At 56.3% G+C, this 22,626-nt stretch carries 17 protein-coding genes; 8 read left to right on the top strand and 9 right to left on the bottom strand.

Going from position 1 to position 22,626, the window contains the following annotated elements; genetic code table 11:
• Positions 1–22: 22 nt before the first annotated feature.
• From HRR99_RS07105 to HRR99_RS07095, 3 genes are all read right to left on the bottom strand, one after another.
• Positions 23–1,015, bottom strand: coding sequence for an alpha/beta fold hydrolase (locus HRR99_RS07105; protein ID WP_233123267.1), 993 nt, complete (start codon positions 1,013–1,015; stop codon positions 23–25).
• A 1-nt stretch (position 1,016) separates the two neighbouring features.
• Positions 1,017–2,198 carry an MFS transporter gene (locus HRR99_RS07100; protein WP_233123266.1) on the bottom strand — a complete coding sequence of 394 codons (1,182 nt, stop codon included), beginning with the start codon at positions 2,196–2,198 and terminating at the stop codon, positions 1,017–1,019.
• Positions 2,199–2,364: 166 nt separating this feature from the next.
• Positions 2,365–3,207 (bottom strand): alpha/beta fold hydrolase, encoded by an 843-nt coding sequence (locus tag HRR99_RS07095; RefSeq protein WP_233123265.1) that lies wholly within the window; start codon positions 3,205–3,207, stop codon positions 2,365–2,367.
• A 344-nt stretch (positions 3,208–3,551) separates the two neighbouring features.
• Between HRR99_RS07095 and HRR99_RS07090 the strand changes: the two genes are divergently transcribed.
• From HRR99_RS07090 to HRR99_RS07080, 3 genes are all read left to right on the top strand, one after another.
• Positions 3,552–4,421, top strand: coding sequence for a helix-turn-helix domain-containing protein (locus HRR99_RS07090; RefSeq protein WP_233123264.1), 870 nt, complete (start codon positions 3,552–3,554; stop codon positions 4,419–4,421).
• A complete protein-coding gene (locus HRR99_RS07085; RefSeq protein WP_233123263.1) occupies positions 4,418–5,296 on the top strand; it encodes a helix-turn-helix domain-containing protein in 879 nt (292 codons plus the stop codon). The genes HRR99_RS07090 and HRR99_RS07085 overlap by 4 nt, the downstream gene beginning before the upstream one ends.
• Before the next feature lie 146 nt (positions 5,297–5,442).
• A complete protein-coding gene (locus tag HRR99_RS07080) occupies positions 5,443–6,315 on the top strand; it encodes an AraC family transcriptional regulator (RefSeq protein ID WP_233123262.1) in 873 nt (290 codons plus the stop codon).
• Between the two features lie 18 nt (positions 6,316–6,333).
• Here HRR99_RS07080 and HRR99_RS07075 read toward each other — a convergent pair whose 3' ends face one another.
• The 5 genes from HRR99_RS07075 to HRR99_RS07055 all read right to left on the bottom strand — a co-directional run bounded on the left by HRR99_RS07075 (position 6,334) and on the right by HRR99_RS07055 (position 10,827).
• Positions 6,334–6,690, bottom strand: a complete 357-nt coding sequence (locus HRR99_RS07075) for a putative quinol monooxygenase (protein ID WP_233123261.1) — start codon at positions 6,688–6,690, stop codon at positions 6,334–6,336.
• 87 nt (positions 6,691–6,777) lie between these two features.
• Positions 6,778–7,779, bottom strand: a complete 1,002-nt coding sequence (locus tag HRR99_RS07070) for a zinc-binding dehydrogenase (protein WP_233123260.1) — start codon at positions 7,777–7,779, stop codon at positions 6,778–6,780.
• A gap of 53 nt (positions 7,780–7,832) precedes the next feature.
• A complete protein-coding gene (locus HRR99_RS07065) occupies positions 7,833–8,588 on the bottom strand; it encodes an SDR family NAD(P)-dependent oxidoreductase (protein ID WP_233123259.1) in 756 nt (251 codons plus the stop codon).
• 196 nt (positions 8,589–8,784) lie between these two features.
• A complete protein-coding gene (locus tag HRR99_RS07060) occupies positions 8,785–9,699 on the bottom strand; it encodes a LysR family transcriptional regulator (protein WP_233123258.1) in 915 nt (304 codons plus the stop codon).
• A 384-nt stretch (positions 9,700–10,083) separates the two neighbouring features.
• The gene (locus HRR99_RS07055; protein ID WP_233123257.1) at positions 10,084–10,827 is read right to left on the bottom strand and encodes a hypothetical protein; all 744 of its coding nucleotides are present in this window, start codon (positions 10,825–10,827) and stop codon (positions 10,084–10,086) included.
• 407 nt (positions 10,828–11,234) lie between these two features.
• On the opposite strand from HRR99_RS07055, the gene HRR99_RS07050 reads away from it, so the two are divergent.
• Complete coding sequence (locus HRR99_RS07050) at positions 11,235–11,831, top strand: DUF429 domain-containing protein (protein ID WP_233123256.1); 597 nt, start codon at positions 11,235–11,237, stop codon at positions 11,829–11,831.
• A gap of 146 nt (positions 11,832–11,977) precedes the next feature.
• Here the strand turns inward: HRR99_RS07050 and HRR99_RS07045 are convergent, their stop codons facing one another.
• Positions 11,978–12,265, bottom strand: a complete 288-nt coding sequence (locus tag HRR99_RS07045) for a hypothetical protein (RefSeq protein ID WP_233123255.1) — start codon at positions 12,263–12,265, stop codon at positions 11,978–11,980.
• Between the two features lie 491 nt (positions 12,266–12,756).
• Between HRR99_RS07045 and HRR99_RS07040 the strand changes: the two genes are divergently transcribed.
• The 4 genes from HRR99_RS07040 (at position 12,757) to HRR99_RS07025 (ending at position 22,067) form a co-directional block, all read left to right on the top strand.
• Positions 12,757–18,204, top strand: a complete 5,448-nt coding sequence (locus tag HRR99_RS07040) for a DUF4011 domain-containing protein (protein ID WP_233123254.1) — start codon at positions 12,757–12,759, stop codon at positions 18,202–18,204.
• 61 nt (positions 18,205–18,265) lie between these two features.
• On the top strand, positions 18,266–18,835 hold the full coding sequence (locus HRR99_RS07035; RefSeq protein WP_233123253.1) for a hypothetical protein: 570 nt from the start codon (positions 18,266–18,268) through the stop codon (positions 18,833–18,835).
• Between the two features lie 318 nt (positions 18,836–19,153).
• A complete protein-coding gene (locus tag HRR99_RS07030; RefSeq protein WP_233123252.1) occupies positions 19,154–20,356 on the top strand; it encodes an SIR2 family protein in 1,203 nt (400 codons plus the stop codon).
• A gap of 145 nt (positions 20,357–20,501) precedes the next feature.
• Complete coding sequence (locus HRR99_RS07025; RefSeq protein ID WP_233123251.1) at positions 20,502–22,067, top strand: ATP-binding protein; 1,566 nt, start codon at positions 20,502–20,504, stop codon at positions 22,065–22,067.
• Positions 22,068–22,626 lie beyond the last annotated feature (559 nt).

Below are 22,626 nucleotides of genomic sequence, written 5' to 3'. Positions count from 1 at the left end.
TCGTATCCTTGTTTGAAAGGCGCTATTGAAGGAAATCGATGAGGTATTTCAGCGTTTCTTCTGGCTGCTCCTCTGCGATGAAGTGACCGCTATTGGCGATCTTGTAAGCCTTGAGAGTGGTTGTCTTGCGCTCGAGCGTGCTCTTCAGCCACAGATACCCAGGTCCTCCGAGGGCCAGAACAGGCGCAGTGACTTTGCCGTAGGTGCCGTCGTCGACGATGTCTTGCGGGAATGCCTGGTACCAAGCGTTGCCGGCTCGGATCGCGTCGCGACTGGCATAAGCGTTGGCGTAGACGGCGCGGTCGCGGGCGCCGATCTTGCTTTCGTCCTTCATCAGGTAGCGGAAGAACCATTTTTGCTCGATGTCCTGGCGACCTTCGAGCAGGTCTTCCGGCAGACCCTTCACCTGATGGAAAGCGAACCACCAGGCGTAGGCGTGGTCCTCGTCGATCCGGTCGCCAAATGTGCCGACCGTCGGCAGGAGCGGCCATTTCGCAAGCTCTGCGTCCGGGTGTGGGACATCCAGCATCACGACCTTTCCGGTCGCTTCTGGAAAGTTGGCCGCATAGGCAAAAGCCACCATCGATCCGATATCATGTCCGACCACATCGGCCTTTTCATAGCCGAGCGTCTTGACCAACTCGTGGACGTCGCTGGCGAGCGCCTTTTTCTCGTAACCAGCTTCAGGCTTGTCCGACGATCCCATCCCTCTGATGTCGAGCGAAATCACCGTGTGGCGCTTGGCAAGTTCCGGCATGATCTTGTGCCATGACCACCACGTCTCCGGCCAACCTGGAAGGAGAACGACAGGGCTTCCTTGCCCGCCGATCACATAGTGCAGCTTCACGCCGTTGACTTCGACGTCGGTATTTTTAAAGCCCGGTAAGGAAGCAACCAACGCTTCGTCGGAGGTTTGCTCGACGCCCGAATTGGGCTGCTGCGCGAACGAAGAGTTCGTCATCAAGACAGAGGCGATAGTCGCAAACATCATTGCTGTAACGGCGCGTGGGATCATGTCAGATCTCCTGTGATCTAGTGAAGGTTTTCAAACTGGCGGAAATGCTCAAAAGCGAGCAGATAATGCCGAATGCTGTGGCAGCCATGAAGGCTGCCGGAATGCCCCAGGTATCGGTGAGAAGGCCGCCGACAAGTGAGCCTGCTGCAAGCGCAATCTGGAATACCGTCACCATCAACGCGGAACTCGTCTCGAAACGATCGGGATAGGCTGTAAACGTCCACAACTGCACGCAGACGGGAATAGCTCCGAATGCTGCACCCCAAAGTGCGACAGCAATTGCTTCATACAGCAGGTTTGAGACAACAAGGATCGACATCAGAATGGAGGCCGCCATGATCAGCGCGACGAGACTGGTTCCCGCAGGAGGGTTTCGGCTGGCGACACGTTCGCCGATGAACGTGCCGACAATTCCAGCAGCCCCGAAGATCGCAAGCATCCAGCCCAATGTAGTGGTGTCTGCGCCGACATCATGCACCAGATGCGGTTCGAGATATGTGTAAGCCGTGAAGTGTCCGCAGGCCGCAAGCGCGATCGCAGCAAAGGCAATGACCAGTTTCCGATCGCGAATGGTGTCGGCAAGCCCTTTGAAGGACTGTGAGGTCGTCATCGTGATCTTGGGCAACACGGCTACTTGAAACAGCAGGACGGACAGGCAAAGAGCTGCGACCGCGATGAAAGCGGATCGCCATCCAAGCAGGCCGCCGAGCGCAGAACCCAAGGGAACACCGACCACAGTCCCGACTGAAATCCCGGTCATGACGACAGATATCGCCCTGTTTCCCTGATGGGTCTCAACTAGCCTACGGCCAACCGCAGCCGCGAAAGTCCAGAAACCGCCGACACTGACACCGAGCAGCGCGCGTCCGGTGATCGCCATTTCAAATGAGCTGGAGGTCGCAACAATCAAATTCGATAAGACAAGCAGGAGGGTGAAGCTGACAAGGAGGAGGCGTCGGTCAATCGATCCCGCAAACACGGTACAAAGTGGAGCAACGATTGCCGCGACGATGCCGGGTGTAGTCACCAATATGCCGGTGGAGCCCGGAGACTTGGCAAAATCGTTGGCTATGTCGGAGAGCAGACCGATTGGCAGGAACTCGGTCGTCACCAGGGCGAAGGTGCCCGTGGCAAGCGACAGGACAGCCAACCATGATGAACGACTCGACGTGCTGACAACCATTTGAGTATGCCTTTTTGATCTGCGGGTTGATTACTCACCCTATGCCGAGCGTAATGATGAGGAGTTTGCGTTCGACAAATAGCTATGCCCTGGCCAATCGCTCCGGAAGCGCGCCCGCGTGGATACACAATCCATGCAGATGGACGCGCCTTTTTGGAACTGTCGATTATCCTCTTACGAAGGCGAGCAAGTCGGCATTGATGACTTCGGCGTTGACCGTCAGCATGCCGTGCGAATAGCCTTTGTAAACTTTGAGCGTGCCATTTTTGACGAGCTTGACGGACAGTTCGCCAGCATCGGCAATCGGAACGACCTGGTCATCGTCGCCGTGAAGGACAAGCGTTGGTACGGTGATCGCTTTCAGATCAACGGTCTGATCCGTCTCGGAAAAGGCTTTGATACCATCGTAGTGCGCCTTGGTGCTGCCCATCATACCCTGCCGCCACCAGTTCTGGATCACACCCTGCGAGACTTGCGCGCCTTCACGGTTGAAACCGTAGAATGGGCCAGTCGGGACATCGAGGAAGAACTGGGCACGATTGGCTGCTAGGGCTGACCGAAAGCCATCAAACACTTCGATCGGCGTTCCGCCCGGATTGGCGGCTGTTTTCACCATCAACGGAGGTACGGCTGAGACGAGGACTGCTTTTGCAACCCGGCCATGCGGCTGGCCGAACTTGGCGACATAGCGTGCCACTTCGCCGCCACCGGTCGAATGGCCGATGTGGACCGCATTCGTGAGGTTCAGGTGTTCGACGACAGCGAAAGCGTCGGCTGCATAGTGATCCATATCGTGGCCTTCGCTGACCTGCTGCGATCGGCCGTGACCCCGGCGATCGTGCGCGACGACGCGGTGCCCATGCTGCAGAAAGAACATCATCTGCGCATCCCAGTCGTCCGAGGACAAGGGCCAGCCATGGTGGAAGACAATGGGCTGCGCGTCCTTCGGCCCCCAGTCCTTGAAGAAGATTTCGACGCCGTCGTTGGTCTTGACGAAAGTTTCGGTCATGAGATCGTTTCCGTTAGCAGAATGGTTCGCTTTTTTAGCCGTGACGAAATTTGGCACTGCAGGCAGCTAGATCACCGCCGCGAGTCCGGCGCGTAGCGCCTTGATGTGGGCGGAAATTCATTGGTTGAAGTCTCGGCAATAGTTCCAATAAAATCTTATCGACGACGTTTGCAGGCTATGCCGGGCGCACTCAGCGAGCGATGCGCGTTCTTGCGGAAGCTGCACATTCTTGCTCCAAACTTCTGGCGGACTACTTTCGAAGGTTTACCCGAGCTTTTGAGAAGCTAGGTTGTTCTCACTATCGGCGGGCTCGCCGACTTCGTAACAGACGACCGGGAGGGGGCATGAGTGGTGAGAACGGGAGCGATCTTCATGAGAACATCGTCCGGATTGAGAAAAAGGTCCAGTCATGGAACGGGGTCACGATCGTAGACGTCCACGAACACACAAAGGGCGAAGTACTGCATTCGCTATTGAATGAGGACGAGACAGGCATTGCGCTAGCACTGACCGAAGTTGGAGGCGTTACGGAACCCCGCCTTAGACCGCAACGGCCTTGCACACTTGAGCATAGGCCAAATCACATGACGTTGGTCCCACGCGGAATGCAGCTCTGGGGACATGCAACAAAGGGGCTGCACTACAGTCGCTACGCACTGCTACTGTTCGATCTGGAAGTGCTGGAAAAGAAGTTTCAGGAGGATTTCGACGCGCGAATGTTCGCAAATCCGCGCATGCGGTTTACGGACGAGCGTATCCACGCTCTCGTGCAAATGCTCATTGACATCCCGCAGGATGATCCCTCCATGACGCTACTCGGTGACAGCCTCACGTCTGCGGTGTTTGCATTGTTGTCATGTAAGGATGACGTCCTAGACACATCAGACAGTCTCTCCGATCAGGCAGTTTCTTTGGTTGTCGGGTACGTGCAGGATCACTTGCCGAGGCAGCTTGAGCTCCGCGAGCTTTCCCAGATCGCTGGCATGTCGCAGTGGCACTTCTGCCGCGCGTTCAAAGCCTCGACTGGCCTTTCTCCCTATCAGTGGCAGCTCGATAAAAGGCTGGAGACGGTCAAAGGACTTCTGCTCGAAAGCGATGCTTCACTCGACACGATAGCACAAGCCGTTGGTTTCCGTGATCATATGCATCTCACCCGTGATTTTAAGAAGCGAACCAGCGAAAGTCCTGCGGTATGGAGGCGTAACAGGCGATGAACACGCGCGAAGCCGAACTTCTCGGACTGCCTTTCAATATCCGTGATATCGCTACCTGGACGCAAACCTGGAACAATGTGCGCGTCGACATAACGAAGGCGCATTACACCGAGGGTGAAATTCTTCACCCCCTCGGATACGAGGCGATGACGCGCCTGTCCGTCAATCTCGATGAAGTGGGCGGCAACACTGAACCTCGGCTTAGCAAGTTCGTCGGAGATCCGGCGGAGCACAAGCCTAGGAACATTGCTTTCGCTCCCGCCGGAATACCTCTGTGGGGGTTTTCTTCGGGTGTAAAGTTTGTCTATGACGCGACTGTCATCTTCGACCTTGATGCTCTTTCGGAACGGTTCGAGCACCATGTGTCCCGCGCTCGCGCGGAGGCCCCAAGAGTTAAAATCGATGAGCCAAGAATATGGAAATTGGTGACGATGTTGACGGCAATTCCTGCGGACGATGTCTCATACCAGCTCTATGGTGACAGCCTGACAGCCGCGATTTTTGCAATTGCGTTTGAGTCCCGTGAAAATCAATCTCGATCTGGTACGCTCTCAAGTTGGCAACTTCGACGGGTGACTGACTACATGCGTCTTCGTCTTCCAGCTCAGGTCGAGCTGCAGGAGCTTGCCGCTCTAGTCGGGCTCTCGCAATGGCATTTCGCCCGCGCATTCAAAGCTTCTACTGGGATCTCGCCCTATCAATGGCAGCTCGATGCCCGCCTCAAGGAAGTCCGTGCCCTCCTTTTATCGACAGATCTCACGATCGACCAGATCGCGGTTGAAACCGGCTTCTCAGACTACACACATCTCATACGACAATTTCGTAGCAAGACGGGCGTACCCCCCGCAAAGTGGCGTCGTTTGAACAGAAGCTAAGTGGGACATTTCCGTGAAAGAACAGTCTCCAGTCAGCAACATGGACATTCTTGCGGATTCCGTTGTCGGCGGGGACTTACTCATTGTCGATTTCCGCGCATCAGCTAATATCCATCTGTTAAGTTCGGCTGACAAACGAGATCGCCATGCCCATCATCATAGAGGATGACCTTCCAGAAAACGTTGTCAGCATCGAACGCCGGTCACAAATCTGGAATGGTATTACGGTCGAGGATATCCACGAGCATGCCAAGGGGGGTGTGCTGCACTCCATGCTTTACGACAACGACACACGATTGACCATCAATCTTGAAGAAGTCGGAGGTCTCACAGAGCCAAGGCTCAAACAACATCAGGCCTGCACCGTAGATCATACGGCCAATCATATGGCGCTTATCCCTCGGGGCATGCATCTTTGGGGATTTGCCAAGGATCTCCGGTACTGCCGATACGGAATTCTGATCTTCGATATCCCTAAACTGAGCGAGAGACTTGAGGACGATTTTACGAGCCAGCCTTTCGAGGAACCTCGGCTCCGCTTCATGGACCCACGTATTCTGACATTGGTGCGCATGCTAGTCGGCATTCCGATGGATGATAGCGCCTCGACGCTTCTGGGGGACAGCCTGACTGCAGCGGTGTTTGCGCTGCTTTCGGCACCGCACCATGTTTCTCAAGAGGGAAAGCGGCTTGCGCCTTGGCAGGTTCGTAGGGTTACCGAATACATGCGCGAACAGTTACCGCGCCAGATTGAGCTACGCGAACTCGCAAGCCTCGTTGGACAGTCGCAATGGCATTTCTGCCGTGCGTTCAAAGCATCGACTGGCGCTTCGCCCTATCAATGGCAACTGGACGAGAGGATTGGGCTGGCTCAGCAGTTGCTACTAAGTTCCGAAAATTCTCTGGATCGAGTTGCGGCGGCAACTGGTTTCGGGGATTCGATGCACCTCATCAGGACATTCAAGAAACGTTGTGGCCAGACACCCGGCGCTTGGCGGCGATCGATCGGGGTGAAATGATCGCCGCTCTCGTTGCGGTCAGGACGAAACGCGGCCGCGTGGGTCGTCTATGTGCAATTTTGCGACATCGTAACGGACGCCTTGGCGATCAAGGATTCTGACGTTCTTTACGACATGAGCGAGGGCCTTGAGGAAAGTTTCAGAGTCCTCATGCTTCTCATAGGAGCGCTCATCCTCATAGCCTTCGATCAAATGGAATGTGTTGGGATCGACGAGATCCTGCGCGAACGCATAGAACCTGCAGCCGTCGATCTTCTGCGCAGCGGTCATGTCTGGAATAACTGCATCGATGAACGTCTGCCGATCGTCGGGATGGACGCGGTAATATGCGCTAACGATTACGCCTGTTGGCAATGTCTTATCATGGTCTGCCATGGAGTTTTCCTTCATATCGCGGCTTGATTGAGCCATGGGTCTATTTGTCGTGCCGCGCCCCCGCACACTGCGGGGCGCGGCGTGGCGTCATGGTGACGCGAGTATTATCGTGCCAGTCCTGCCTGGCAGTTCGACCTGCGCGGAAGCCTCGGCAACGTCCGCCAAGTCGAAGATTTTCTCGACGGGAAACAGCTCCCGCTTGCTGGCGGCAAGTTCGAGCGCCAGCCGAAGATCAGCCTTTCGAATATCCGCAGGCAGACCTGCCCAGCGGCCGACCGTCACTCCGGAGATCCGTATATCGCGTGTCGAAAAATAAAGTGCGGGTACGGAGATTGGCCGTCCGGAAAGATCGCCGTAGGATACGAGACTGCCGCCTTGAGAAAGCAACCCGGATGCCGCACTCGCGGTCTCGCCACCTACCGGATCGAGAACGATCTTGATCGGATTCCCATCTGCTGCGGAGGTGACCCGGTCCTGCCAGCCGGATTTGTCGGTGGAAACCACAGCCAGATCCGGAAACACGACGTTGAGTTCATTGACGCCGGCTTCCCTTCTGACCACGCCGACGACATCATACCCGCGATCGAGCAGCAGCGCGATCGTCAATCTGGCCACAGCGGATCCCGCGGCAGTGAGAACCACAACGTCACGACCCGGTTTTGCCCCCGATTTCTCTACCGCACGAAGAAGAAGTGCGGCTGTCAAAGGGTTAACGTGAAGCTGGGCAGCGGCCTCGTCAGAAACGTCGTCGGGGACCTCCGTGACGTATTCGGCGGGGACGATAGATTTTTCGCTCCAGGCCCCACTTCCGGGGAAGAAGGCTACGCGGGTGCCGGGCCTCAGAGTGACCCCATCTCCTGCAGCCTCGACCACACCGTAGCCCTCGAACCCGACGCGAACACCGCCCTCCGAAATCGCCGCTCCGGGCTGGTACCGCCCGGCTACACCGAGAAGGTCGCCGTGGTGGACCGGCCGCAGATGGACGCGGACAAGCACCTCATCGCGTCCGGGTGCCTTAGGATCGCCAACATCCACCACTTCGAGAACGTCCTCGGGCTTGCCATGCTTGAAATAGACTGCAGCGCGCATCGCTGGATCTCCTCGTGAAGAGGGAGCGGTGGGTATCCGCTCCCGGTCGGGGATTAGACCTGGGCTTGGCCGCCATCGGCGAACAGTTCGGCACCGTTGACGAAGCTTGCGTCGTCGGAAGCAAGAAATAGAGTTGCCTTGGCAATCTCTTCGGATTCCCCGACGCGCCCGAGCGGGATACGGGAGGCGAGGTAGTCGAGGAGGCCCTGCTGCTGTTCCTTGTCATCGCCTGCAAGTTCGACCAGACCGGGGGTACGAGTCGCGCCGGGCGAGACGACGTTGACACGAATGCCGGTGCCCTTGAGGTCGAGTGCCCAGGAACGGGCAAGGTTGCGGACTGCAGCCTTGGACGCGGAGTAGACCGAGAAAGCCGCGGTTCCTTCAGTACCTGCAGTCGAACCGGTCAGGACGATCGACGAGCCATTTCCCATCAGAGGAAGCGCCTTCTGTACCGTGAAGATAACGGCCTTGACGTTTCGTCCGAACGTATCGTCGATTTGTTCTTCGGTGATCTGGCCGAGCGGAAGCATTGTGCCACCACCCGCGTTGACCACGAGCACATCAAGGTGCCCCTGTTCTGACTTCACCTGGGTGAACAGCTTGTCGAGATCCTCGTTGCTCGAAGAATCCGCTTGTACGCCCACAGCGCCGTTGCCGATCTCAGAGACCGCCTTGTCCAGTGCGTCCTTGCGGCGGCCGGTGATGTAGACGCGCGCGCCTTCAGCGGCGAAAAGTTTTGCGGTCGAAAGACCGATGCCGCTTGTGGCACCGGTGACGATTGCGATCTTGTTTACAAGCCTGTTGGTCATGTTACTCTCCTGTTGCCGAGCGTGCGGAAGGGTTCAGCCCATGCGCAAGTGGCCTGTTGAATTTCTGAAACTGTTCGGGGGGTGGCGTTGGCTAAGCCCGTCGTCGCCATCCGATGTGATGAAGTTAATGCGTCAGCGAGGCGCTGAGAAGCCACCTGGTGTGGAGACATTATCCATGTGCATGGATGATGTTGGTTTATGCACCGCGCCTGAAGTCAGCGGCTTCAAACAGTTCCGCGGCCCAGTCAGCAAAGGCCCGGAGCCGAGGGTTCTGAAATCTGTCGGCGGGGTAGACGAGATGGAGCGAATGATTTTCCGGTTTCCATTCAGGCATGAGTTCGACAAGCGAACCACTCTCGATATAGGGCTTTGCCAGAAACCCGAAACTCTGTCCGATGCCTAAGCCAGCCAGCAGCGCGTTGAGATGCGCGGTGCTCTCGTTGACGGAGACGCCGCTGGAGGTGGGTAAATATTCAATTCGATCTTCACCTCTGCGGAAGCGTAAGGGAAACCGCTTTCCGGACGATGCCGAGAAATAGCTGACGATCCTATGCTCCTGGATGTCGTCGGGGTGCGTCGGCAGGGTTCGCTCCTCCAGATAGGCTGGCGCTGCGCAGAGTATGTAATCTAGCTCGCACAATTTACGTGCCTTCATTGTGGAATCGGCCAGCGCGCCGCCACGAATGACGCAATCTATTCCTTCGCCGATCAGGTCAGCGGAGCGGTCGCTGACGCCGAGAAGGAGATCGATGTCGGGATACTGAAGCTGAAAGTCTGATAAAGAGGGTATGAGTATCTGATTTGCCAGAATAGAGCCGATGTCCACGCGCAGTCGTCCTCTCGGGGTACTGCGTGAGCCGGCGACTGTGCCGTCCATGTCATCGAGATCGGCTAGAAGCCGGATCGCACGTTCATGGTACGCTACGCCCTCGGTGGTCATCGTTACCGAGCGAGTGGTTCGTTCCACAAGTTTCGTTCCGAGATGACCCTCCAGATCCTGTACCAGCTTGCTGACGGACGAGCGGGGCAGGTTTAACGTGTCCGCCGCTTTTGCGAAGGATCCGGCTTCGGCGACGCGAACGAACGTGCGTATGGCGAGTATCTGATCCAAGGGGGGCTCACTGGTAGTTAAGACTATATTGGTTTACAGAGCCCTCGCAAACAATGCCATGTAAGTTCTTGCGTTTTGTGCATGATGTTGCCCAGTTCTAATACGCTTATCGACAACTAACGCAATTGAGGATGGGCGTAAGACAGTAGTGCTCAGGGGTCCTTGTCTCCTTCACCGTAACGGCAGCTAGTCCCCGCTCTAGTGTGCTTAGCTCGAGGTGCCGGTCCCGAAAGACGTTCGCTGCTAGTCGGGGCGAACTTTGGGAAATAATCCAGTTATGAAGGTGACGCGTAGATCGGTTGCCAGATTATTTTGCAGGCTGAGCCACGCGGAGATCTGTGGGTTGATTTAGACAGCGGAGAGCGTCGATGACTCCGATCTCACCTAGCAGCCTGACTCCGCTCGAATGGCTGCTATGAAGTCGCGGCCATGTCGCTTCACCGTGGTGACGGTCGCAACTCCGTCACACGCCTTCGCGCCGCCACGGAAATGATCTCGGACCCGAAAACGGTCGTCCTGAGATCGTTTTATATAAATGAGCGAGATCGGTTCGAAGAGAGAACCATAGAACGCTGTCAACGCTTGTGGACTGAACGGCCCCTTTTCCGTCTTTTCCGGGACAACGAAACTCGCAGCTAGCTTGCCGTCGCCTGATCGGAGAGCGGCGTAGAAGGCCTCGACAGTGGTCGCAGCGGTCCCGTAACTCAGGGTGATGTCGCGTGATGAGGAGATTGACTTCACCCAGACAACCAATGGCCGGTGGTGATGACCAGTCTTGGCTGGCATCGGATCCATGACATCGACATAGACATCAGTATTGCGCAGACGGGACATGTCCTTGCTCGTGTTTCCGGGCACGAGCTGAACTTCATCAAACATGCGGTCAGGATCAGCGAATTCGTCCCCAGTGATACAAATGGGGTGATCGAGTTTCAGGACGTAACCAGGTTCCGGTGTGTCGCCCTTCTGAACGTTCTCAAAGTTCGGAGGTCCGGCGAAGATATGATGAGTCAGATGACCGGTGAGGCTGGAAGGCTGCCCCTTGGACACATCGAAGCATGCCGCCTGCGCACTAGAGATCGGGAGCAGCAGTGCCGCTGCCATCAAGATCCAAGAACAACCCTTCATCTGCCTCTCCTGTTATCAGGGGCACATTAGCGGTGCCACGCATGTTAGCCAATCTTGAAAGCAACATCGTTCCGCCCCGGCGAGATGGTGTTGAAAGATTGAAGGGCGACCCGAAGTCCGCCACAAGACACTCCAGATTTTTAGGGCCGGGAAGGTATCTCGAGCTGATGGAACCTCAAATCTGGATGAGCCGTGCGCATGATGGCAAAACAACAAAAAAGCAGTCATCGACATAGATGCGGCGTGGACCCTGACCAACCCCTCCGGAGTTGCTCTGGTAATAGACCGGGGGAAAAGGATGGGAGCTCGCCGATGTTGCCGGATCCTATAATGAATTTCTGGCGATTGCGGGTGATCCGCCCATTCATCGACATCAAGGCACCGTTCCCGATCCCGCAGCGATCATTTTGGCGGCCTCATCAAAATCCGGATGCACAGTCGATCTCGTCGCCATCGACATGCCACTTTCAATGGCCGCGATCTCTGGACGCAGAGTATCCGACAACATTGTTTCATCACTCTACGGAGCGAGGGGCGGTGGCACGCATACGCCGAGCGCGTTGCGTCCGGGCAAAGTAAGCGATGATCTGCGCACAGGTTTCGGTCAGATCGGATACCCGCTCGCCGTGTCGGAAATTAGTGGGCCGTCGATCATTGAGGTGTATCCACATCCGGCTTTGATGGAACTTGCGAAAGCCGCTCGGCGATTACCCTACAAGCATTCGAAGATAGGGAAGTACTGGCCGAATGAGGTTCCAAGCACTCGTCGACAGCTATTGTTCAATGTCTGGCAGCAGATCATCGGACTGCTTGATGCCCGTATAACCGGAGTTGCGAAAGCGCTGGTGATACCTTGTTTCGATGCCCGCGGGTATGAGATGAAGGCCTTTGAGGACAAGTTAGATGCCGTGGTTTGCGCATGGGTAGGCGCGTGCGTGCTTGATGGGATGGCGGTTGCTCACGGGGATGCGGAAACGGCGATTTGGGTGCCTAAGCCGCTGTAATCCCTGGACGCTTACGGCCATTACTACGAAGGCGAGTGCACGCTCAGTGTTCGAGGTGAGACAGATCGAGTTCGCCGCAGACTGTCCAATTTGTCGGACGCACGTTGCCAAGCGAGACGTTGCCAAGCGAGACGGTGGCGATTGCCTCAAGCGTCAGCTCCATCAGCCTTTGTCACTGAGGCGGCAGCCATCTCCCGAGCCCATCGTACATTTTCGTAACCCTCATCGACACTCCAGAACGATATGGCCTTTGCAAAATTTTCGAACGTGACCGAGCCTTCGACAACCATGTCCATCAGGATTTCGACGCCGACCTCACAAAAGAAAGCGCGCACATGTGGCCGCCACCGCTTCTCCGTCTCTTCGAGAAGCAGGCAAGCCACGAGCGTCTCTGCATCGATGTGAAGCGGAAGGGGTGCGTTGACCGTGGTCAATGCTTGCCAGATCGCATGACTTTGCCCCCTGTGATCTCCCATTACTTTTTGTATCAAAGCGACAGAGAATTCGCAAGGAACCGAGCATTGCTGGGCGCACCGAACAATTATCCGCGTTCGCCAGAGCCCGTATAGCCGACACATACAACGACTGCCTTAACGGTTCAGAATTTCGGTTTACGGCGGCCACTATTGGGCAATCTCCGAATTCATCATCGCGGTGCGTTGGACACGTCGCAACCTGGTTTGCTGTCGTGAGAAGGTTAGGTTTGTGGAGCTAGAGGTCTTCGACATCAAAGCCACGAATGATTTTTGTATATCCAAGGTTTGCTTGGCGGTGCTCGGGACTGCGTCTTTCTCGGGCTAGTATTATAAATTTAGCCTCAAGCGACTGCTGTTGGAAATTAACGATCTCTAATACTTCCACCTTGATCATAGGTTGTGACTGTGGGACACAAATACTATCTCAAATCAGCAATGGACTTGATTCCATGAACGAGCATGCCAGTCCTCCGTTCCGCGACTTCTCAAAGCTTGTCGCCAGTAAAATTGAGGACATCCGCCCCCGACTTCTCGACCTCACGTCAAGAAATCCGCTCGTCAACATGAGTTTTGACGGACGGTCGGCAAGTCAGATCAGAGTTGTCGACGAGCTGCCCGATCGGATTTTCTACAGCATTAACAACGACGGTTCATTGAAGTTCAGGTCACTCCCGTCATTGGAAGAGGATGCGAAGGACGAACTGGCCCAAAAATTCGTAGAAGCCGTATCGATCGCCCTGCGGACCGACGAGGAATACATAGAGACGAGCAAGGCGCTCGATCCCGAGGCACTAGACTATCCTGATCGGATCAGAAAGGCCGAGCGCGCGCTCCGAGATAGGGTTCGTGACAGTCTCGGAATGCCAAAGAGGGTCACGCGCAAGGACGAGTCCCTAGCGCAGCATGCAAAAAACAACGGCATCAATCCGAGCTTCGAGCTTCCGCCTCCCGACGACGTGGTCAACGACGACCGTTACGAAGACGACACTATCCAGACGCTGCTGCTAGCACCAGATCTCGAGCGAAAAATGAATGCGCTCGTGACCAAGGGGAGGACTGCCCAGCAGGAAACTGGTCTCAACTTGCTGCGCGGTGCGTTTGGCTTCTTAGAATGGAAGGATCCCGCCCGCGCCGATGATCGCGTCTATCTTTCACCTCTCGTTCTTGCTCCAGTCGTGGTCGAGCGGAAGAAGACGCCCGGAGGCCCGGTGTTCTCGGTTCAGGGGACAGGAGAGGAGGCGGAAACCAACCTAGTCCTGCGGGAGAAATTCAAGCGTGAATTCAATATCGACCTCCCATTATTCCAGGGCGGATCGCTCGAGGAATACTTTGAGGAGATCGCTGACATTCGGCATGCCAAGCTTCCCTGGCAGGTGCGGCGCCGGATAACGTTCTCGGTATTCCCGGCGGCACGTATGGCAATGTACGAAGACCTGGACTCGAGTTCGTCCGACTTCTCAAAGAACGCTATCGTTGAATCCATCCTTGTGGGATCGGAAACATCCGAGGCGGGCGCGGTTGCAGAAGAGTACGAGGTCGACGCACCCGACGTCGAGGCTGAAGTTCCGCATTTGGTGAAGAAGGCGGACGCAAGTCAGTTCAGCGTTCTTGTTGACGTTGCCAGAGGAAAGAACCTGGCGGTTGAAGGCCCACCGGGAACGGGTAAGTCCGACACCATTGTCAATGCGATCGCGACGGCGCTCTCGAAAGGCAAGAAGGTTCTTTTCGTCGCGGAGAAGTCAGCCGCTCTGGAGGTCGTGCAAAGCCGCCTCGAGGCTGTTGGCCTGGGCGAGTTCGTCCTGCCGCTCCTGGCCGGACGAAGCTCCAAAGACGAATTTATGCGTTCCGTGCGAGAGCGCATAGGCGTGCGAGAGAGGCTGCCCGCGGAGTTGAAGGAAAACAGGGATCGCTTTATCGCGGTGAGGGAGAGCCTGTCACGGTACGTCGCCATTCTGTCAAGTGAGTGGGAAGGCACAGGCGAAACCGTGCACCGCGTTCTAGGGCGCGCGATTGCCACACAGCATCTGCTGGACGCGATGTCGCCCGTGGGCCTGTCAGAGCATTCACTCCCATCCCGGGAGTTCAGGCGTCACGAAATTGAAGAGCTGGTAGCGCAGACGAAATGGCTTTCAAATCTAGGTTCGTCCCCGGTCGCTGACCGTCTGCATTGGCAGGGTACCATCAACCTCGATACGAGCCAGTTCAAGAGGTCGGCAATCCTCGCACTAACCCACAGATCAGCCGAAGCTTACGAACAGCTCAAGGATGCGGTGGACATACTGCTGGGATTAGGCCTGGAGGACGATCTCTCGCTGGCAGACATATCCGACTTCGAGAGTCTGGCGGCTTCCATCCGCGAGCTTGTCGAGGGGGAATTTTCCGATTCAGAAGTGACGATAGCAACGTACGCGTACCCGGGCGAAATCTCGAACTTCTTCAAGGATTGCGATGCGGCGCGCTTGCTCGCAAGCAGAGTGTCTACGGAACTGGTTGATCCGCATGGCCAGGACATCGTTCAGAAGTTAGACCGGATCAACGAGATCATCAGCGCTGCTGGTCTGAAATCCTTGGATGCGGCTGGTCGCTCCCTGGAGGTATCGGCCATAGAGTCCACGATCGCCGATCTGGAACAAGTGCTCGCAACGGCTGACGAGTTCATCTCTCACCATCCGCCGGCGGCGGGCTGGACCGTGGGATCGCTTGGAAAAGCAGCCGATATCGTCGCGTCGGCGCGTATCGACGTATTGCGTATGCGCTCGACCATTCTTGGGGACGCTGGTGCCGTCGCCACATTGAAATCGATGCTAGAGGCCGGAATTTCCCTGCGGGACAAGCGGCGCACTTTGGAAGGACACTTGTCTTTGCGATCGGATGTTCGAGCATCCGATATTGATCGGCATCTCGGGGCGATGCGAGGGGCGGGAGCTTTCAGCTTCCTGTCATCGACGTTCAGGGATGCAAAGTCCTTCTATCTCGCGATCTCGAAAGCCGGAAAGTTCGACAAACAGCTTGCGGTCCAGCATTTCGGTGCAGCGCGCGATCAACTCGAAGAAGAGGCCCGATTCAGCGCGCGCGCAACGAACAGCGGCGTGTTCGGAACCCGGTTCGATGGCATTGACACGGATTTCGAGAGCTTCGGAGAACTGACGGCCTTTTACGAGAACGTGGATGCCCAGCTCGGCGGCTTCAACAATCGGGAAGTGCGTGACTTCCTGAAAAGCGGGATCGTCGACACTCTGGTCAACATCCCAACTCTTACGGGCTTGCCGTCCGAGGCCGCACTTCGCGACCTGTCGGGAACCCGTGTGAAGCTCGAAACGAAACTTGAGGAGTTGAAATCCACCGACGCTGAGTTGAGACTGCTCACTCAGATATTCCATCGCCATGCAGCCGTGACCAGTTCGAATCTACGGATATTCGCAGACGAGGTTCGCGAACTCCAGGAACTGGTCGGAAGACTTGATCGCAGCGAACTTGCCTCGGTGCTTGGCAGTTACTTCCATGGATGGAAGAGCAAGCGAGATACAATCGATTACCTGGTTGAAGTCGCGCACCTGCTTCAGAAGCATCGTTATGGAAGCGCATTGGCCTTGGCGGCGCACAAGGGTCACCTCCAGGAATTGCTTTCATCATCAAAAGTCGCACACCAAGCTGCCGAAAATGCGCAGGCGCTCCTTGCGCGGCTTTCTGTCGAAGGTCTCCTCGACATGGGCGCCAAGATCAATAAGCTGACATACGTGCAGGCGGCAGCGTATCTTTCAGTCGCATCCAAGGACGCAGAAGCTTTCGCACATTGGACGAACGTTGCAAAATCGAGGTCAGAGATCGCTCGCATGGGCCTTCTCGAAACAGTCGATATGCTAGTGAGGCAAGTGGGCACGGTAGACGTCTCCGGCCATGTCGAGGCCATGCTTCGCCGCGCGGCTGCTGGCCGGGTCTATGACAAGTACGGTCGAGAACTTGTGAACTATTCGGGACGGCAGTTAGAGGCTCTCCGCGCGAGACTGAAGTCGCTTGATGATGAGATCACGATTCTCTCCCGCAAGGCGCTGCGCCACCAGTTGATTTCCGGATCGCGGCCGCCTGTAGGAAACGCACGTGGACGAGTCGCCGAATACACCGAAATGGGTCTGCTCGAGCATTTGGCAGGGCAGAAGAAGATCAGGGTTCCGGTGCGAGACATCACAAAGCGGGCAGGGCGTGCCCTTCTGGCTCTCAAGCCCTGCTGGATGATGTCGCCTCTCGCGGTGGCTCAGTACATCCAGAAGAACACCTTGGAGTTCGACATCTGCATCATCGACGAAGCCTCGCAGATGCCACCGGAGGACGCCATCGGTGCCTTGTTCAGAAGCAGGCAGGCAATGATTGTTGGCGACACCCAGCAACTTCCGCCGACCAACTTCTTCCACAAGAGCATCGCAGACACCGTTGACGACGAGGAAACCGACGCAGTGACCGAGGAGTCAGTCCTCGAAATGGCAAACAGCGCGTTCCGGCCGCGCCGAATGCTCACCTGGCACTACCGATCAAAGCATTCGGGCCTTATCAGATTTTCAAACAGCTTGATCTACAAGGACAGACTTACCGTCTTTCCGTCTGCCAACGAAGATAATCCGAGGATGGGTGTATCGCTTGTGCAGACTGGTGGCATCTATAAGGCGGGCGTGAATACGACGGAAGCGCATGCAGTCGTCGAGGCCGCGTTGAACTTCATGCGTCATGATTCAAGCCGGTCGCTGGGCATCGTCGCGGTCAACAAGGCCCAGTCCGACTACATCAACGAGCGTATCCAGTATGAGATTGCACGAGACAGCGCCGCCGGAGAATTTGTTGATAGGTGGCTCCACGAACGTGATGGTCTCGAGGAGTTCTTCGTCAAGAACCTCGAGAACGTGCAGGGAGACGAGCGCGACGTAATCTTCGTGTCAACGGTCTACGGCCCACCGTCGGAAGGCGGCAAGGTGGCGCAACATTTCGGCCCCATCGCTGGTCCCACGGGCCGCAGACGTCTAAACGTGCTGTTCTCCCGCGCAAAGGAGCAGATCAAGACCTTCACGTCGATGACGCCTTCAGACATCACAGCCGAGGAGACCGGAAACGCAGGTGCCTGGATGCTCAAACGCTGGCTAGAGTACAGCGCGGGTGGCCCTCTGCAGGCGGGAACCGGGACGCATGGCGCGTTTGACTCTCCGCTTGAGGAATTTGTCGCTGCCCAGATCGAGTCCATGGGATGTACAGCGGTACCTCAGGTCGGAGCAGGTGGCTATTCCATCGATCTGGGCGTCCGCCATCCGCAGTGGCCGCATGGCTTCCTCATGGGGGTCGAATGCGACGGAGCGACCTACCACTCATCTCGATCAGCTCGTGATCGCGACCGTCACCGTCAGGAGATACTGGAGAGCCTTGGCTGGAACATCCACCGTGTCTGGTCGACCGACTGGTTCGACGATCCCCGTCGTGAGGCAGAGAGGCTCCGGGCGGCCATCAGCGAGCGCTTGGAACAGTTGAAGACCAAGCTCGCTGAGCGTGCTGTCGTGACGACACCAACGCCGCTAGCTGTGACCACGACAGCAGCAACAACGAATGTCGGTCGCGCCGCGATCGAACAGCTTGTGCTACCCGTGGACATCCCTCAAGGGAAGCCTGATCGCCCCACGCCAGCGGCAGTGAAAAGCGGCACCGTGCGCCTCGGAAGCAAAGTTCGGCTGCGTTACCTTGATCGCGGTCAGGAGACCTACCAGTTCACGATCGTCAAGGATCCAAGCGCGCCGGAAAGGGGGCTGGTCAATCGAAGCGCACCTCTGGCAAAGGCGGTTCTGGATGCAGAGGCAGGAGACGAGTTGGAAATACTGCTAGGTAGCCTAATCAGGAAAGCAGTGGTCGAGAGCGTGAGCTAGGTTGCGCGGCGGAGGGACGTCCGCCGACGAGGTAAATTTCTAGGAGGAACTTTAGGTGCGAATGCTATTTTTACCGCTCATGCTCTGCCTCACGGCTGGCGCGACGCAAGCAGATGTTCTTGCCGACCTACGATCATGCAAGGCAGAGAGCGACTCGCTGAAACGACTGACGTGTTTTGATGCTATTGCTGTGCCAGGCTCGGACGGAACTGCTGCTGCGCCGACTGCAGCAGGTGTTGTAAGCACTTCTGCAAAGGCAACCGTGGAACTGGTCAATGCGAAATTGCGCGTCCAGAGAAAAAACTATCAGACCCAGATTTTTAATGATCGCGTCGAACTCGTACCCAGTTTCAAGAACACGTCAAAGAAAACAGTCGTAGCAATCGCTCACACCGTATCGATTACCGACGCCTTCGGGGACAAGATCATTGATGGCGAGAGCAAGCTCGACATTAAGATCCCTCCAGGAAAGACCGTAGTGAGCGAGACGTTCTACACCTGGGAGGACAATCCCTTCATTCAGGCTGAACCATACGACAAGCTGACCGGACCAGTCTCGACCGGGACTGCGAAGGCCGTGCTCAATGTGATCAAGGTTATCTACTCCGACGGTACGTCGGAAAGTTTCTGATAGGGCAAAGAGGCACCGTTGGTTTTGCGACGATAGCCACGAGAACTCGCGATCCGAGGGCAATCCTCGTCATGGGCGGGTTGTCGGAAATCGACAGCGTCGATAACACCCGCAACACCGAGGTCGGTCGCGACAGCTTAAAGTTTTTCCGGCAAGACACCCGCAACCTCGACATCGTATGGGAAGGCGATGCTTTAGTGATCACATGCTCCAACCCGTCAGTCGCGACTTTCTCTACGGGCTTGGCGATGACCACAATATTGGGTTGCAATCGCTAGGACCCGTGGCAAGGTTCGGGTCTAAGAGGGGGAATCGACTTTGAAGATCAAGAGTTCACAGGGTGCCGGGGATTGGATACAAGTCCAGCAACCGACCGATGACAGGCCCGATCCGGCGACATCCGACATTGGGCGCGTATTGTCTTCTGCAGTCCGCGCACAGAACCTGGTCATCCTGACGGGCCTCGGGACGTCGCTGTGCGTCCTGAAGAACGGAAAAAAGGCGGCTCCGACTATGTGGGATCTGCTTTCGAGGATCAAAGGAATATTCAACACCGCAGACATTGTCGACGGAGCATCCGAGGGTGCACGATGGAGGTCTTTCGTGACATTCGCGAATGTCGCAGAAGATACCGAGGACCTCGAGCATTTGATGTCGCGGGCAACGACGGCAGTCGACTTTCTGCCCGATGACGACGCGAAGAAAGTGCGCAATCTTCTTGATATAGCGGAGGGAATCATCCGCGACGAAGTCAATTTCATGGACGAAACGATCAAAGTACCGGTGCATGAGGCGTTTCTACGAAGAGTGGCTCGCAGGTCAGCACGACGCGCTCGGACGAAGATTTTCACGACGAACTACGATACCTGCTTCGAGACCGCAGCAAGGCGATCCGCGTTCGTAGTAGTCGACGGCTTCGCTTTCGGAAGCGAGGCGTATTTTGACTCGTCGCAGTTTTCCTACGATGTCGTGCGTCGTGCTGCGGGGGAGGAGAAGTCTGACTTCATCGAAAACCTGTTTCACCTCTACAAGGTTCATGGATCCATTGACTGGGAATTCGATCAGACATCCGGGCAAATCGCCAAAAGGCCCGGCACGAAGAAACCGCTGCTGATCTACCCAAAGTCTACGAAATACGAACTGTCATTCAGTCAGCCCTATATCGAGATGATGGGGACTTTCCAGACTGCTCTACGCACGCCCAATACCACACTCCTTGTCATTGGGTTCGGGTTCAACGACAAGCACATTTCCGAACCAATCCTGGGCGCCATCAAAGCTAACCTTTCGCTCAACGTCGTGGTGATCAATCCTGACGTCGAGGCAGCCAGCGACGGCGGCGCGAGAAGCAACAGCTACCTGAGCGCTGTTGGGACGCTGATCGACAACGGTGATGCGAGGCTGGCGTTGATAGCGGGCAAGTTCGAGGAAATCGTTCCTATGGTCCCGGACGTGATTGCAGAAACGGAGCTCGAGCGACATGCCGAGCGCGTCCGTAACATGGGACGTGCAAATGGCTGAACCAGTACCCAGCTATCCGTTTGAACGTTCCCGCTATCTGGGTTCCGTGTCGCGCGTAAGCCCACTCGGGGTCCGGGTGAACTTTCCCTTCGCGACAGAGGTTTCTCCCTCGCAGTATGCCGGGCACCGAGTTACGAGGGGACAGGTGGGCGAATTCGTCGTAATCGAATCCTTTGGAAGCGCGATTATAGGCCGGATCACGGAGATTCAGCTTCCTGATCGAGACCGTCTGTCCGTCGAACCCGAGAGAAATGAAGGGGATGAGGTCGCCAATCCTATCGGTATGGTTCGGCTCTTGGGTTCGGTCGATTTGAACTCTCATCGGTCGAGCCGCGGGATTGGAGAGGTTCCGAGGGTAGGGGACTACGTCTATCTGGCGCACCCGGATTTCGTCCGCCATGCGATTGTTTCGACGACGGGTACCAAGGGTGGGCTGATCGAGATCGGACATCTCAGCGGAGCTCCAGAGACCCGCATCTCGCTTTCTCCCGCGTCGATATTTGGAAGGCATTGTGCTGTTCTTGGAACCACGGGCGGCGGCAAGAGCTGGTCAACGGCGCGTCTGGTCGAGCAAGCCGCCGATCGCGGCGGCAAGGTAATCCTTCTTGATCCCACGGGGGAATACCATACGCTCAAGGGCAGGGTCAGACACGTCCATCTTGGTGGGACGCGCGACAGCGATGCCGACCCACGGGAGTTTGTATCCTTCCCGTACTTTCATCTGACGGAGATGGATCTTTTTGCCTTCCTCCAGCCAAGCCCTGGCGTGCAAGCCCCTAAACTGCGTGAGGCCTTGCAGAGTCTCAAATTGGTGCAGCTAGAGCCCGGGCTTCTGGATGAGGGTTCGAGCATACTGGTCAAGGAAGAACGAGCATGGAAGCCAGTCAACCATGCGATCGTTGCACACGATCGCGCGCTGCACGCGCCGTCTGCATTCTTTGTTTTCCAAGACCTCGTCCACCAGGTGTTCGCGGAGTGCGTTTATCCGACCTCGAACAAGGAGGGCTTGAAGAGCCACTGGGGCGGCAGACATCAGAACTCCTTTGACAGTTGCGTCACACTCTGCATGAGGATTACTACCTTCCAAAAGTCGCAGCCGATGGTGCCCGTATTCGCTCCAGCGAGCTACATGACGGATCTGACAGAGGTGATCAGTGAGTTTCTGGGGGATGCTGAAACTTCAGTGCTGAGGGTCTCGATGCGGTATCTGGCCTTCGAGCAACATACCCGCGAACTCGTGGTGAATGCGATCGGGAGGTACCTGCTCGGTCGGGCGAGGAACGGCGATTTCCAGAAGGTTCCGCTTGTCGTCGCAATCGATGAAGCTCATCAGTTCCTGAACAAAAGCATCGGGGACGACAGCAACAAGTTGACGCTCGACGCTTTCGGACTTATCGCGAAGGAAGGCCGAAAGTACGGACTGACTTGTCTTCTCGCGACGCAGCGCCCGCGCGACGTTCCGGAAGACGTGCTGTCGCAGATCGGCATGTTCGTCGTACATCGTCTGATCAATGAGCGAGACCAATTGGTGGTGGTAAACGCGAGCGGCGTTCTCGACCAGTCAACGGTCGCGTTCCTGCCGAACATGAGAGATGGCGAAGCATTGATCGTCGGTGCGGACTCGATCATGCCGATGCCCATCATTCTCAACCAGCCAGTCAACAAGCCTCGTCTTGAGGATAATGTCGAAATCACCTGGATGTCACAATAGACTTCTAACCGGCTGCAGGGGTTGGAAGGCCCATCCTTCGGAATCAGATCAGTCATCCATCCAGCAGCCAGTGGACTTTGCAGGATACGATCAGAAATATCATCTGCCGGTTTGTCTTTCAGGCGCGTGAAGGCCCCGTCCCAAATCGGGAGGGTTGCAGGATTACTTCATCGCCTTCTCGCGTTGTCCTGAACTTCTTCCCGCCTTGTTCGCGCGCTGCTTCCGAATGTACGAACCCGCGCGTTTCCAGAACTCAACATGGCGCACCAGCGTCGATGGGTCGGTCGCCATTACACTGCCGAGTGAAGTGAGAGAGGCCCCGGGGTTTTGAACTGTGGTGCGACAAGCGTTGAGCTCCGTGCTCTGGAGGGCCGCAGGGTCGCCGAGATCGGCCCATGTAAGGGCGGGCCATCTACTCGCAGAACTATTCTCCGGAACCATCATCCCACGCGCATGAAAAAAGTTGACCACAACCCTCCCGGGAGAATTGACTCTCACTCACTTGTTCTTTATTTGTTCACTCATGAAAAAAGATCGCCGACAACAACAACGATGATTG

This window comes from Agrobacterium vaccinii (genome assembly GCF_021310995.1).
Classification (GTDB): Bacteria; Pseudomonadota; Alphaproteobacteria; order Rhizobiales; family Rhizobiaceae; genus Agrobacterium; species Agrobacterium vaccinii.
This window is presented reverse-complemented; position numbering and strand designations above follow the sequence as displayed.